This window comes from Streptomyces sp. WY228 (assembly GCF_019287315.1).
GTDB lineage: Bacteria > Actinomycetota > Actinomycetes > Streptomycetales > Streptomycetaceae > Streptomyces > Streptomyces caviscabies.
Window position 1 is genome coordinate 1,437,426 of sequence record NZ_CP079114.1, and the last position, 12,814, is coordinate 1,450,239.

At 72.9% G+C, this 12,814-nt stretch carries 13 protein-coding genes; 4 read left to right on the top strand and 9 right to left on the bottom strand.

The features are described 5' to 3' along the window. Positions 1-88: 88 nt before the first annotated feature. The 3 genes from KV381_RS05990 to KV381_RS06000 all read right to left on the bottom strand — a co-directional run bounded on the left by KV381_RS05990 (position 89) and on the right by KV381_RS06000 (position 2,275). Entirely contained in the window at positions 89-928 is an 840-nt protein-coding gene (locus KV381_RS05990) for an SCO1664 family protein (RefSeq protein ID WP_030085578.1), read from the bottom strand. After that, complete coding sequence (locus KV381_RS05995; protein WP_030085580.1) at positions 892-1,482, bottom strand: DUF3090 domain-containing protein; 591 nt, start codon at positions 1,480-1,482, stop codon at positions 892-894. The genes KV381_RS05990 and KV381_RS05995 overlap by 37 nt, the downstream gene beginning before the upstream one ends. Before the next feature lie 70 nt (positions 1,483-1,552). Further along, positions 1,553-2,275 (bottom strand): histidine phosphatase family protein, encoded by a 723-nt coding sequence (locus KV381_RS06000; RefSeq protein ID WP_030631170.1) that lies wholly within the window; start codon positions 2,273-2,275, stop codon positions 1,553-1,555. A gap of 48 nt (positions 2,276-2,323) precedes the next feature. On the opposite strand from KV381_RS06000, the gene corA reads away from it, so the two are divergent. Then, positions 2,324-3,319 carry a magnesium/cobalt transporter CorA gene (gene corA / locus KV381_RS06005; protein WP_030085584.1) on the top strand — a complete coding sequence of 332 codons (996 nt, stop codon included), beginning with the start codon at positions 2,324-2,326 and terminating at the stop codon, positions 3,317-3,319. 39 nt (positions 3,320-3,358) lie between these two features. On the opposite strand, the gene KV381_RS06010 is transcribed toward corA, so the two are convergent. Together KV381_RS06010 and KV381_RS06015 are read right to left on the bottom strand one after the other, a co-directional pair. After that, the gene (locus tag KV381_RS06010; RefSeq protein ID WP_030085585.1) at positions 3,359-4,147 is read right to left on the bottom strand and encodes a hypothetical protein; all 789 of its coding nucleotides are present in this window, start codon (positions 4,145-4,147) and stop codon (positions 3,359-3,361) included. A 245-nt stretch (positions 4,148-4,392) separates the two neighbouring features. Then, a complete protein-coding gene (locus KV381_RS06015) occupies positions 4,393-5,442 on the bottom strand; it encodes an LLM class F420-dependent oxidoreductase (protein ID WP_030631168.1) in 1,050 nt (349 codons plus the stop codon). A gap of 139 nt (positions 5,443-5,581) precedes the next feature. Between KV381_RS06015 and KV381_RS06020 the strand changes: the two genes are divergently transcribed. Together KV381_RS06020 and KV381_RS06025 are read left to right on the top strand one after the other, a co-directional pair. Continuing rightward, positions 5,582-6,565: an aldo/keto reductase gene (locus KV381_RS06020; RefSeq protein WP_030631164.1), complete on the top strand. Its 984-nt coding sequence runs from the start codon at positions 5,582-5,584 to the stop codon at positions 6,563-6,565. Beyond that, positions 6,562-9,006, top strand: coding sequence for a helix-hairpin-helix domain-containing protein (locus KV381_RS06025; RefSeq protein WP_218784810.1), 2,445 nt, complete (start codon positions 6,562-6,564; stop codon positions 9,004-9,006). Before KV381_RS06020 ends, KV381_RS06025 begins: the two co-directional genes overlap by 4 nt. Positions 9,007-9,117: 111 nt before the next feature. On the opposite strand, the gene KV381_RS06030 is transcribed toward KV381_RS06025, so the two are convergent. After that, complete coding sequence (locus tag KV381_RS06030; RefSeq protein ID WP_030085601.1) at positions 9,118-9,783, bottom strand: hypothetical protein; 666 nt, start codon at positions 9,781-9,783, stop codon at positions 9,118-9,120. 47 nt (positions 9,784-9,830) lie between these two features. On the opposite strand from KV381_RS06030, the gene KV381_RS06035 reads away from it, so the two are divergent. After that, positions 9,831-10,019 carry a DUF5703 family protein gene (locus KV381_RS06035; protein WP_003970138.1) on the top strand — a complete coding sequence of 63 codons (189 nt, stop codon included), beginning with the start codon at positions 9,831-9,833 and terminating at the stop codon, positions 10,017-10,019. 71 nt (positions 10,020-10,090) lie between these two features. Here KV381_RS06035 and KV381_RS36905 read toward each other — a convergent pair whose 3' ends face one another. The 3 genes from KV381_RS36905 to KV381_RS06050 all read right to left on the bottom strand — a co-directional run bounded on the left by KV381_RS36905 (position 10,091) and on the right by KV381_RS06050 (position 12,762). Next, a complete protein-coding gene (locus tag KV381_RS36905; RefSeq protein ID WP_030085612.1) occupies positions 10,091-10,903 on the bottom strand; it encodes a chaplin in 813 nt (270 codons plus the stop codon). A gap of 140 nt (positions 10,904-11,043) precedes the next feature. Next, positions 11,044-11,277 (bottom strand): chaplin ChpH, encoded by a 234-nt coding sequence (gene chpH / locus KV381_RS06045; protein ID WP_006123411.1) that lies wholly within the window; start codon positions 11,275-11,277, stop codon positions 11,044-11,046. Between the two features lie 153 nt (positions 11,278-11,430). Continuing rightward, entirely contained in the window at positions 11,431-12,762 is a 1,332-nt protein-coding gene (locus tag KV381_RS06050; protein ID WP_030085616.1) for a M20/M25/M40 family metallo-hydrolase, read from the bottom strand. Between the last annotated feature and the right edge of the window lie 52 nt (positions 12,763-12,814).

Genomic DNA, 12,814 nt, shown 5'->3' on the forward strand with positions numbered 1-12,814 from the left:
GAACCGGCACCGGAAACCTGTCCGAAGAGGCCTTCTTGCGGGAAACCGCCGGCAGGAGGTAAAAGGCGGGGTCGCCGTCGGGCGCGTGCTACACCGGCGGCCAGGGAATGGGCGGCCACTGGCCGCTCGGCCGTGGGTGCACTCCGCCCTTGAGCAGCCCGTCGACCCGCTCCCGCAGGGCCTCCAGCTCGGCCGCCGTGATGAGTTCGGCCATCCGGGTGGCGAGGGCTGTGTCCGGCGCCAGCTCCGCCGCGAGCCGCCCCAGCACCGCCAGGGCCTCCTCGGTCAGCGGCTCGCCCGCCCAGCCCCAGAGCAGGGTGCGCAGCTTGTCGTCGGCGTTGAAGGTGACCCCGTGGTCGATGCCGAAGAGCCGTCCGCCGGGCGCGGGCAGCAGATGGCCGCCCTTGCGGTCGCCGTTGTTGATCACCGCGTCCAGTACGGCGAGCCGCCGCAGCCGGGCGTCGTCCGCGTGCACGAGGAGCGCGGTCTTCCCCTCCCCCACGTCCGCGAAGCCCACGGCTTTCCAGCCATCGCCCGGCTCCTCGCCCTCGACGAGCGCCAGCAGCTCGGGGGCGTCCTCACCGTCCTCGGGGCCGTCGATCCAGAGCTGGACCATGCCCTGCCCGTACGGCCCCTCCCGCAGCACGGTCGGCGGCACCAGGTCCCAGCCGGTCGCCCGGGAGATCTCGTACGCGGCGGCCTCCCGCTGGGCGAGGGTGCCGTCGGGGAAGTCCCACAGCGGCTGCTCGCCCGCGACCGGCTTGTACGCGCAGGTGCGCTCCTCGCCGTCGTACGCCACCGTGCAGTGCAGCACCGCGTTGGACGCCCCGCCGACCTGCCCGAGGACGGTGATCGCGCCCTCGGTGAGCAGGGTGAGCAGCTCGGTGTCCGTCAGGCTCCGCGACGGTATCCGTTCTGGCGCGGGCATACGTGTCCTTCCGGATCGAGCGGCAGGCTGCACAGCGGGCACGGCGGGCGTCCGGCGTTGACGACGTCCAGGGCGCGCTTGGCGAACGCGCGGGCCTGCGCGCCGCTGAGCCGGACGCGGAGCATCGGCGGACCGTTCTCCTCGTCCTGGAGGAGCTTCTCCTCGGCCTCCGCGAGGTCGTCCTCGGAGTCCGCGTCGAGTTCGACGAGGGCCTGCGCCTCGACGATCATGCGCTGTTCCTCGCCGTCCCAGGCCAGCGCCATGGTGCCGACCCGGAACTCCTCCTCGACGGGCACGTCGAGCGGCGCGGTGTCGGAGACGTCGGTCGGGGCCACCGCGGGCACCGGCGAATTGCCTCCGGTGCGGCGCACGACCTCGTCGAGCAGTTCGTCGATCCGCTCGGCGAGCGCGGCGACCTGGGTCTTCTCCAGCGCCACGCTGGTGACCCGGCCCTGGGAGGACGCCTGCAGGAAAAACGTACGGCGGCCAGGCAACCCGACCGTACCGGCCACGAATCGGTCCGGTGGGTCGTAGAGGAACACCTGACGGGACACGTCCTGCTCCCTTGAGCTTCGATGGTGGTTGGGCGGCGCTACGGCGCGTCCACCCTACTGCCCGGAGCGATCACGGCGCGCCCGCGCCGCCCCCGACCGCCGCGTCCGACGTGCCGTCACCGGTGGGCGAGGCGGCGGCGTCCGCCCCGACGGACTGTTCGCGGGGCGCGAGGGCGGCGAGATCCCCGGTGTCGCCGAGCCTCAGGAGGAAGGGGCGCAGCCGGGTGTAGCGGATCGCGGTGACCGAGCAGGGGTCGACGTGGACGCGCTGGAAGAGGTCCAGGTGCATGCCCAGCGCGTCGGCGACGAGGGACTTGATGATGTCGCCGTGCGAGCACATGACGTACGTGGCGTCCTCGCCGTGCTCCGCCTCGACCCGCTCGTTCCAGTCGCGTACGGCGTCGACGGCGCGGGCCTGCATCGCGCGCATGGACTCGCCGCCCGGGAAGGCCGCCGCCGAGGGGTGCTGCTGGACGACGGACATCAGGGGCTCGTCGGCGAGTTCGGCCAGCTTCCGCCCCGACCAGTGGCCGTAGTCGCACTCGCTGATCCGGTCCTCGGTGTGCAGGGGCAGACCGGGGCGGGCGTCGAGGAGCGGCTGGAGCGTCTGGCGGCAGCGCTCCAGGGGGCTGCTGACGGCGAGGACCGGGGCCAGGCCGGCGAACCGCGCGGGCAGCGCCTCGGCCTGTGCGGCGCCGCGTTCGTCGAGGAGGACGCCGGGGGTGCGGCCCGCGAGCACTCCGGCGGTGTTGGCGGTGGAGCGTCCGTGGCGTACGAGGATCAGCGTGGGCATACCCGCCAGCGTACGTCCGAGGTGCGCGGGGGCGGTTCACGGGGAAGAATGCCCGCCGTGATCGTGGACTGTGCCATCTACCGGGACGGGCGCCGTACCGAACGGCCCGACGACCTCTCCGACGCCCTGGACGAGGCGCGCGCCTCGCACGACGCGTTCCTGTGGATCGGGCTGCACGAGCCGACGGAGGAGGAGTTCGACCGCGTACGCGACGAGTTCGGGCTGCACCCGCTGGCCGTGGAGGACGCGCTGCGAGCGCACCAGCGGCCCAAGCTGGAGGTGTACGACGACTCGCTGTTCGCGGTGCTCAAGCCGGTCGTCTACGAGCCCGAGAGCGACACGGTCAGCGCCGACGAGCTGATGGTCTTCATAGGGGACGCGTTCGTGGTGACGGTCCGGCACGGCGAGGGCGCCCCGCTGGCGGCCGTGCGCCGGCGGCTGGAGTCCGAGCCCGAGGTCCTGAAGCACGGTCCGACGGCGGTGCTGTACGCGGTCAGCGACGCGGTCGTGGACCACTACATGGAGGTGGCGGGCGAGCTCCAGGTCGACCTGGAGGAGCTGGAGACGCAGGTCTTCGCACCGACCGGCTCCGGCGACTCGAAGAACACCGCCGCCCGGATCTACACCTTCAAGCGGCAGGTGCTGGAGTTCCGCCGGGCGGCCGGTCCGCTGACGGCACCGATGGCCCGGCTCGCGGGTGCGGGCGTGCCGTTCGTCCACGAGCACGCGCAGCCGTTCTTCCGGGACGTGGCCGACCATCTGACGCGCGCCAACGAGCAGGTGGAGGGGTTGGACCGGCTGCTCTCGGACATCCTGTCGGCGCATCTGGCGCAGATGGGCGTGCGGCAGAACGACGACATGCGCAAGATCTCCGCCTGGGCGGCGATGGCCGCCGTCCCGACGATGGTGGCGGGGGTCTACGGCATGAACTTCGACCACATGCCGGAGCTGCACTGGGTGTGGACCTATCCGGCGGTGATCGCGCTGATGGTCTGCGCCGTGTTCGGTCTGCACCGGCTGTTCAAGCGGCGCGGCTGGCTCTGAGGCCCGGCGGTCGCGGGCCGGTCGCGGGCCGAGGAACTCTCAGGCGTACTCGTGTTCCGGTGCGGCGGGGCTGCCCAGCGCGTTGCGGCGCTCCGGCATCTCCAGGGTCACCATGCGCCGCCAGCCGATCAGGCGCTCGTACGCGTACACCGCGTGGATCCCCGCGGCGAGGACCGCGGCCTTGGGGCGCGACCAGCCGAGGATGCGGCCCATGGCGGCCATCACGGCGAGGCTGACGTCGCGGTAGACCCGGATCTCGGCCAGGGCGCACTCGCGCATGATCCGCTGGATGGTCCGGCCGTGTCCCTCGCGCGCGAGGGCGAGCAGTTCCTCGTGGCAGTAGGCGAGGTGGTTGTCCTCGTCGTTGGAGATCATCTTCACCGCGCGCCCGATGTCGGGGTGGTCGGCGAAGTACCGGCGCAGCAGCTGCATCTGCTCGGAGGCGCGCTGCTCGGTGATCCGGCTGTGGGCCAGATAGGTGATGATGTCGCGCTCGGTGAGCCGCTCCTCGCCGCGCAGCCGGGAGTGGGCGAGACCGATGCCCTGCTGTTCCAGGAGCATCGTGTAGTCGGTCTCCGGCGGGACCTCGACGGGCGGCAGTCCGCGCTTCTTCAGGAGGGCGTTGAAGATCCGGCCGTGCTTGTCCTCGTCGGCGCCGTGCCGGACGATCCTGGGGGCCAGCTCGCGGCGGCCCTCCGGGACGAGGGCGGCGATCCGGGCGTTCTCCCAGCCGCCCTGGGACTCACCGCTCGCGGCGATGGAACAGAAGAGCCGGTAGGACTCGTCGTCGTCCAGGATCTCCTGGAACAGGGTCTGCGCTGAGAGCATGACGGCCACCTCCGTACCCGTTGCCCGCGGAGCTCACGTCCGCGGAGCAGTTGTCCGCAGGAAGAGTCAAATGCGCCGTACGGCGGTCGGCAACCGGAACGGTCACCGACCGCACACGGCGACCGTCACGAGCCCCGCCCGCCGCGCGGCGTAACCCTTGGGCGTGCGGCGCGTTGTTCCGGGTGACGGCCGTGGCGGGGAAGACCCCCGAGCCCCCACCACGGCCGTAGTGCTGCCCGCGGGCGTTACGCGAGGCCGGAGCGCTCCAGGGCGTCCGTGCCGGCGCGGAGCGCGGTGAGCCGCTCCTCCAGGGTGAAGCCGGCCGGGGCGAGGTTGAGCGTGGTGACCCCGGCGGCGGCGTACGCCTGCATCCGCTCGGCGATCCGCTCGACGGGGCCGAGCAGCGCGGTCTGGTCGATCAGCTGGTGCGGCACGGCGGCGGCCGCCCCCGCCTTGTCCCCGCCGAGGTACTTGTCCTGGATCTCGGCGGCCTCCTTCTCGTACCCCATGCGCTGGGCGAGCTGGTTGTAGAAGTTCTGCTTCCGGCTGCCCATGCCGCCGACGTACAGGGCGGTGTACGGACGGAACATGTCGGCCAGGCCGTTCACGTCGTCGCCGACGGCGAGCGGCAGCGTCGGGCTGACGTCGAAGCCCTCCATGGTCTTGCCCGCCTTCTCGCGGCCGGCGCGCAGCGGCTGGATCGCGGTCTCCTCCAGGTGCTCGGCGGAGGGGAAGATCAGCAGGGCGCCGTCGGCGATCTCGCCGGTCTGCTCCAGGTTCTTGGGGCCGATCGCGGCGATGTAGAGCGGGATGTGCTCGCGCTGGGGGTGCACGGTGAGCTTGATCGGCTTGCCCGGGCCGCCGGGGAGCGGCAGCGTCCAGTGGGCGCCCTCGTACGAGACGCGCTCGCGGGTCATCGCCTTGCGGACGATCTCGACGTACTCGCGGGTGCGGGCCAGCGGCTTGTCGAACTTCACGCCGTACCAGCCCTCGGAGACCTGCGGGCCCGAGACGCCGAGGCCGAGGCGGAAGCGGCCGCCGGAGAGCGAGTCGAGGGTGGCGGCGGTCATCGCCGTCATGGTGGGCTGCCGGGCCGGGATCTGCATGATCGCGGAGCCGACGTCGATCGACTCGGTCTGGGCCGCGACCCAGGTCAGCACGGTCGGGGCGTCGGAGCCGTACGCCTCGGCCGCCCAGCAGACGTCGTAGCCGAGCCGGTCGGCCTCCTGCGCGACGGCGAGGTTGTCGCCGTCCATGCCGGCGCCCCAGTAACCGAGATTGATGCCGAGCCGCATAGCCGCTCCCCTTACTGATCAGTAACGTCCCTTTCTCCGGACTCTAGCGCGGGCGGCGGCGATCCGGCAGGCCCGGCGGACCTCGGGTTGTCCACAGGCCCTGCACCCCGTGGGGCCGTGGCCAGTAATCTCAGCGCCCATGGAGCAGAGGCATCTCGGCCGTACCGGCCTTCGCGTGTCCCGGATCGGGCTCGGCACCCTCACCTGGGGCCGGGACACGGACGAGCACGACGCCGCCGACCAGCTCAAGGCGTTCTGGGACGCGGGCGGCACTCTGGTGGACACCGCCGACGTGTACGGGGGCGGCGAAGCCGAATACCTGCTCGGGCGGCTCGTCGGCAGCCTGGTGCCGCGCGAGGATCTGGTCATCGCCACGAAGGCCGGAAACGTCCCCGACCCCTACCGCCGCGTCAACGGCTCGCGCGGACACCTCCTGGCCGCCCTGGACGCGTCCCTGGAGCGGCTCGGCACGGACCACGTGGATCTATGGCAGGTCCACGCCTTCGATCCGGCGACCCCGCTGGAGGAGACCCTTCAGGCGGTGGACCTGGCCGTCTCCTCGGGCCGGGTGCGCTACGCGGGCGTGTCGAACTTCTGCGGCTGGCAGCTGGCGAAGGCGGCCACCTGGCAGCTCGCCGCGCCCGGGGTGCGCACGAGGCTGGCCAGTACGCAGATGGAGTACTCGCTGCTCCAGCGGGGCATCGAGCGCGAGGTGCTGCCCGCCGCGCTGGACCTCGGCATCGGGCTGCTGCCGTCCTCGCCGCTGGGGCGCGGTGTGCTCACCGGGAAGTACCGCCAGGGCACTCCGTCCGACTCCCGGGGCGCGTCCGAGCGGCTCGCGCCGTTCGTCGAGCCGTATCTCGACGACGCGGCGGCCCGGATCACCGACGCGGTGGCGACGGCGGCGGACGGTCTGGCGACGAGCCCGCTCCATGTGGCGCTCGCCTGGGTGCGGGACCGGCCCGGGGTGGCGGCGCCGATCCTCGGCGCGCGCAACGCCGGTCAGCTCGCGGAGGCATTGTCGGTGGAGGCGCTTAGTCTTCCCTACGAGATCTGCCAGGCGCTCGACGATGTGTCGGCGCCCGTGCACCGCTATCCCGATCACGACTGGAGCACGCTGTGACTGCGCTTCCCGGGGAGACCCCCGGCACCGTCGGCACGGACACACCACAGGACACCGTGTCCCCGCCGGACACCGGTGCCGAGGGTTCCGCGCACGCCGACGCGCCCGAAGCGCCCGGAGCCACCGAGCCGCCGGGCGACGCGGCCGGCGCCGGGGAGCCCGCGGCCGAGGTGTCCGGCCCCGAGGTGTCCGGCACCGACGTGGCCGCGGCGGAGGACCGCCCGGCCGAGGTGCCCGACGCGGAGGCCGGCCGGGCCGACGCCGACGCCGAGGACGGTTCCGACGGCGTCGAGGACGCGCCTGCCGAGGAATCCGCCGGAAGCCCGGAGGCCGATGCCGATGCCGTGACCGCCGACGGCACCGCCGAGGCCCCGGCCGTCCCCGAACTCTCGGAGGCGCAGGCCGAGCTGGCCGCCCAGCGCGAGCTGCGGGAGCGGATCGAGAAGCGCAAGGCGGAGAAGACCGCGCCCATCGCCGCCGGCACCGGTCTCAGCGGTACGGCCGCCGAGCTGCTCGCGGCCGTCCGGGCCGTGGAGAGCGGCGAGAAGTCCGGCACCGCGTTCTTCGACTCACCCGCCCCGGCCCCGGCCGCCCGGCGACCCGAACCGGCCGCCACCGCCGCACAGCCGCCCCGGGCTTCGGTGCCCGCCGCCCCCACCCCGCAGGCCGCCTCGCCGGAGGCCCTGGACGCGGTGCGCGCGGTGCTCGTGGCGGGCGGGGCGCCCGAGGCGCTGGCCCGCCCGGCCGTAGGTGTGCTGGGCGAGCAGGCGGCCGAGCTGCTGCGCACCGACCCCTGGCAGCTGCTGGCGGTGCCCGGGGTGCGGCCGGAGCAGGCCGACGGCTTCGCGCGGGCCCTGCTGGGCGACGGCTGCGGTCCGGACGACGGGCGCAGGACGGCGGCCCTGGTCGGCTGGCTGCTGGAGCGCGCCGCCCTCCAGGGGCATACGGCGCTGGACGCCGGGGCCGTACGAGCGGCACTCGCCGAGCGCGCGGTCGGAGATCCGGACGCGGCGGTGCGGAACGCCGTCGAGGAGGGTGTCGCCCTGGTCTTCCAGGAAGGCGACGATCTGGAGCCGGACGACGCCGAAGCGGCGGACGGCGAAGGGGACGAAGAAGGCGCGGCGGACGGATCGGGCCTCGCGGAGGACGCGGACCGGGAGCCGGCCCAGGTCCTGCTGGGCCTGGACCGCTACGCCCTGGCCGAGGAGAGTCTCGCCGACGGCCTGGCCCGGCTGGTCAACGCCTGTGAGAAGGCCGCCGACTGGGCGGAGGCGGCCGCCGCGGCCCCGAGCCCGTCGGCCGCCGAGCTGATCCGTACGACCGCCGCCGCCGGGCTGGTCGCGCACAGCGGCGGCGAGGCGGCGCGGGCCGAGCCTGCCGCGCTGATCGCGGCGGCGCGCGGCCTGGGCCTGCGGGCCCTGGGCGCGACCCACAGCGAGGACGGCCGACGGAGGCTCGCGGCGGCCGTCGGCGATCCGGACACGGCGGTCACCCTGGCCGGTCTGCTGTCCGGCGCGCAGGGCCCCGGCCGGGACGAGGACGGGGCGCTCGCCCTGGACCTGCTGGTCGTGCTGGACGCCCCGCAGCTGGACGTGGAGAACGCGGCGGTCCTGGTCGAGGCGCTGGCCGACGGCGCCCGGCTGGTGTTGAGCGGCGACCCGGGCGTGCTGGGCTCGGCGGGGGCCGGGCGGGTGTTCGCCGATGTGCTGGCCGCCCGCGCCTGCCCGCAGGTCGTCTCCCGCACCCCGGACCCGGGGCCGATCGGCGAGCTGGTCTCCGGCATCGGCATCGGCGAGCTGCACCAGGTCGACGCCCCGGGCAAGGAGGTCGTGATCGTCCCGGTCCGCGACGCGGGCGAGGCGGTCCACCGCACCGTGCAGCTGGTCGCCGACTCGGTGCCCCGGGCGTTCTCCATCCCCGCCGAGGAGACCCAGGTGATCACCGTGGGCCATGGCGGGGCCGCCGGGACCAGGGCGCTGAACGAGGCGCTGAAGCAGCGGCTCAACCCGGGGCCCGGCCGGTTCGGCGGCTTCGACCCGGGCGACCGGGTGGTCCATGTGCCCGCGCCCGGCCGCACGGTGCCCGGGGTGGTGCGCTCGGCCGACGCCGAGGGGCTGCGGCTGGACTGCGGGGGCGTCCCCGTCGTCGTACCGCAGGAGCGGGTGGAGTCGTCGGTGCGGCACGGCTGGGCCCTCAGCGCCCATCAGGCGGCCGGGATGCGCTGGCCCGCCGCGGTGGTGGTGCTGCCGGGCGATGCCGCGCAGGGGCTGAGCAGGCCGTGGGTGTACACCGCGTTCGGCCGGGGCGAGCGGCATCTGTCCGTGGTGCACGGGGTGGACCAGGCACTTCCGCACGCGGTGGCGCACATTCCGGCCCAGGAGCGGACGACCCGGCTGCGCCCGCTGCTGGAGGCGCTTCCGACGCCCGACGCGGCTTCGTGACGTAACCGACCGAGGACAGCGGTGGGGCCCCGGTGCGCGGTGCACCGGGGCCCCACCGTCACGTCCGGTGCGGGAGCGAAGTCGAGTCGAGTCGAGTCGAAGGAGCGTGGGTCAGCGGCCGCCCACCGCGGGTCCGGCGAAGTCCTCGTCCGTCTCGTCCTCCTCGTCGAAGACCGCGCTGACGTCGAAGCGGCAGACCACCAGTTCGGGGTCGGCGTCCTCGAACGGGGCGCCGAGCCACTCCCCCGGCTCCGGCGGCGCTTCACCGGCCGAGACCCACAGGGTGGAGTCGCCCTCCTCCAGTCCGAACTCCTTGTGGCGGGAGGCGATCTCGTCCGGTTCGTACTCGCCGAAGAGCACACCGAGCGCGGCGTGGACGCTGGTGCCGACGACCGCGGCCGCGTCCGGCCCGTCGCCCGGACCCGCGTCGAGGTCGGCGAGGCGCTGAGCCTGTGCGAGCAGCCGCGGGGGTTCCGCGACCACGTAGTCGCGCCGGATCAGGACGCTGAGCGCGCTGGGCTCCGCGGGACCGGCGTAGGGAGGCAGGGAGTCGTCCGCACCGGGGATCTCGAAGGGGGTGACTTCGTCGTAGCGGTCGTAGAGGAGTTCGTCGTAGACCTCGGCGGCAGCGGCAAGGGCGTTGAACGCGTCGTAGACGGCGGGGTCGTCGTCCCCGGTACGGCGTTCGACCGCGTCGAGGTGACGGTCGATCGCGGTTTTGACCGCTTCGGCGGCGGCACGTACCTCGGCAGCGGTGGGCTGCGCAGCATCAGACATAGTGCAGACGCTATCCGTACCGGGGCTCTGCCCGCACAATAGATGCGATGCCGGAATACGAATTCGTCGACGTGTACGTGCCGCGCGGGGTTTCCCGCAAGGAAGCGGCCCGACTCCTGACCGACCACGCCGAGTACGGACACTGGGAACTGGACCGCCTGACGCTCCGCAGGGACGGCAGCCGCAGGGTGCGGCTGCGCAGGCGGATCATCCGTCAGCTACGGGCCACCTGGTGACATGGAGCGGGCCCCGCAGTCGCGGGGCCCGCTCCTCCTTCGTGGGGTGTGCCGTGCTGTGCGCGCCCGGATCAGGCGGCGCTGCGCGAGCGTCGGTAGAGAACCGATCCCGCGCCGGCGAGCAGCAGTCCCGCGCTGGCCGGGATGAGCAGTTCGAGCCCGCCCCCACCGGTCTGCGCGAGCTGCTCCTGCGGAATGTTCCGGGTCTCGGGAGCATTCGGCTCGGGCGGCTGGTCGACCGGCGGGGTGACCGGCGTCTCCGGCGTGACCGGGGGAACCTCGGGCTCCTCGGGCGGCGGGGGCGGCACCTCGGCGTCGTTGGAGCAGCTGTTGCCGAAGGCGGGGTTCAGCAGCCCGCCGATGGTGACGCTGTTCCCGCAGAGGTTCACGGGGATGTCGATCGGCGCCTGGACCGAGTTGCCGGAGAGGATGCCGGGCGAGCCCTTGGCGACCCCTTCCGCCGTGGCGCCGCCGTCCGGGGCCCTGTGCCGGCCGGTGCCGGGCTCGGAGGTCCGGTCCGAGGCGTCGGAGGTCCGGTCCGAGGCGGTGGTGTCGCCCGCCTGCGCGCCGTTGCCGGAGCCGCCGGGGACCGAGCGGGTCTCCGGAGCGGCCGAGCCGTCGGCCGAACGGTCGGATCCTGCTGATCCGTTTCCGCAGTCGTTTCCGCTGGTGGGGTTGAGCAGTCCGCCGACGCTGACGGAGTTGCCGCAGACGTTGACCGGGATGTCGATCGGTGCCTGGATCGAGTTGCCGGACAGCACACCCGGCGAGCCGGAGGCGGTGCTCGCCGCCCCGGAGTCGGCGTGGGCGTACCCGCCGCTCAGCGCGAGCACTCCGCCCGCAGCCGCCATGGTGATCAGGCCTTTACGAGTGACCTGTCGCATAGGTTCGTTTCCTGCCTTCTGGCTTCCGAAAAACCCCCGGACATGACCGTGCGGGAGCCGAATGCCGAACGGTCCCGGAGTGCATGGAGTGCACTCCGGGACCGGTCGAGCTCAAACCCTTACGGGTTGACGTTCAACGATCAGGCGTTGACGCAGGTGTTGCCGAAGGCGGGGTTCAGCAGACCGATCACGGAGACCGTGTTGCCGCACACGTTGACCGGCACGTGGACCGGAACCTGGACGACGTTGCCGGAGAGCACGCCGGGGCTGCCGATGGCCGCACCCTGGGCGCCCGCGTCGGCGGAAGCCATGCCCGCACCCGCGAGAACGAGGCCACCGGTGGCAGCCGCAACTGCGACGACCTTCTTGATCATGATTCCTCCTAGTTGGAAAATGCGGTCCCAGCCGCGGACCGCAAACCTTGTAACGAGGAGGAATTCGCGGGGCTACGTGTGAACGGCTCGTTTCACCCGTTCGGACATGTCCGCACAGGTGGCCGAATCGGCGGCGAGTCGGTCACTCGGCGGTCAGGAGTGGTCGATGAACCGGTCGAGCACCCGCACGCCGAACTGCAGACCGTCGACCGGCACCCGCTCGTCGACGCCGTGGAACATCCCGGCGAAGTCCAGCTCCGGCGGCAGCTTCAGCGGGGCGAAGCCGAAGCCCCGGATGCCGAGGTCGTCGAAGGACTTGGCGTCGGTGCCGGCCGAGAGCATGTACGGCACGGCTCGGGCGATCGGGTCCTCGGCGACCAGCGCGGTCTGCATCGCGTCGACCAGGGCGCCGTCGAACGTGGTCTCCAGGGCCTTGTCCGCGTGCACGTCCTCGCGGCGCACGTTGGGGCCGAGGATCCGGTCGAGGTCGGCGAGGAACTCCTCCTCGTACCCCGGCAGATACCGGCCGTCGACGTGGGCGGTCGCCTGGCCCGGGATGACGTTGACCTTGTAGCCCGCGCCGAGCTGGGTGGGGTTGGCGGTGTTCTGGAGGGAGGCGCCGATGAGCTTGGCGATGCCGCCGAGCTTGGCGAGCGTCTCGTCCATGTTCTCCGGGTCCAGCTCGGTGCCGAGCGCGTCCGAGAGCTCGTCCAGGAAGTGCCGCAGGGTCTTGGTGACCCGCACCGGGAACTTGTGCCGGCCCAGCCGCCCGACCGCCTCGGACAGCTCGGTGATGGCGTTGTCCTTGTGGATCATCGAGCCGTGTCCGGCGGTGCCGTCCACGGTCAGCTTCATCCAGTGCATGCCCTTCTGGGCCGTCTCCACCAGATACAGCCGCAGGTTCTCGTTGACGGTGAAGGAGAAGCCGCCGACCTCGCTGATCGCCTCGGTGACGCCCTCGAAGAGACCCGGGTGGTTGTCCACGAGATAGCGGGCCCCGTACGTGCCGCCGGCCTCCTCGTCCGCGAGGAAGGCGAGCACGATGTCGCGTGGGGGCTTGCGGCCGCTGCGCATCCGCTCGCGGACGACCGCGAGGGTCATCGCGTCCATGTCCTTCATGTCGACCGCGCCCCGGCCCCAGACGCAGCCGTCCGCGATCTCGCCGGAGAACGGGTCGTGCGTCCAGTCCGCCGCGTTGGCCGGCACGACGTCGGTGTGCCCGTGGATGAGGAGCGCCGGACGGGAGGGGTCCTCGCCCTCGATCCGGGCGACGGTGGAGGCCCGCCCCTTGTGCGACTCGAAGATCTGCGGCTCCAGACCGACCTCCGCGAGCTTCTCCGCGACGTACTCGGCCGCGAGCCGCTCACCGGGGCCCGAGTGGTCGCCGTAGTTGCTGGTGTCGATCCGGATCAGGTCACGACAGAGGTCGACGACCTCCTGCTCGGCCCTGCCGGTGCCGGCCTTGCCCGTGTTGCTCTCGCTCACGCTGGTTCCTTCCACTGTCGCTGTGGTGCTCCTTCTCATCCTCCCGCGCCCA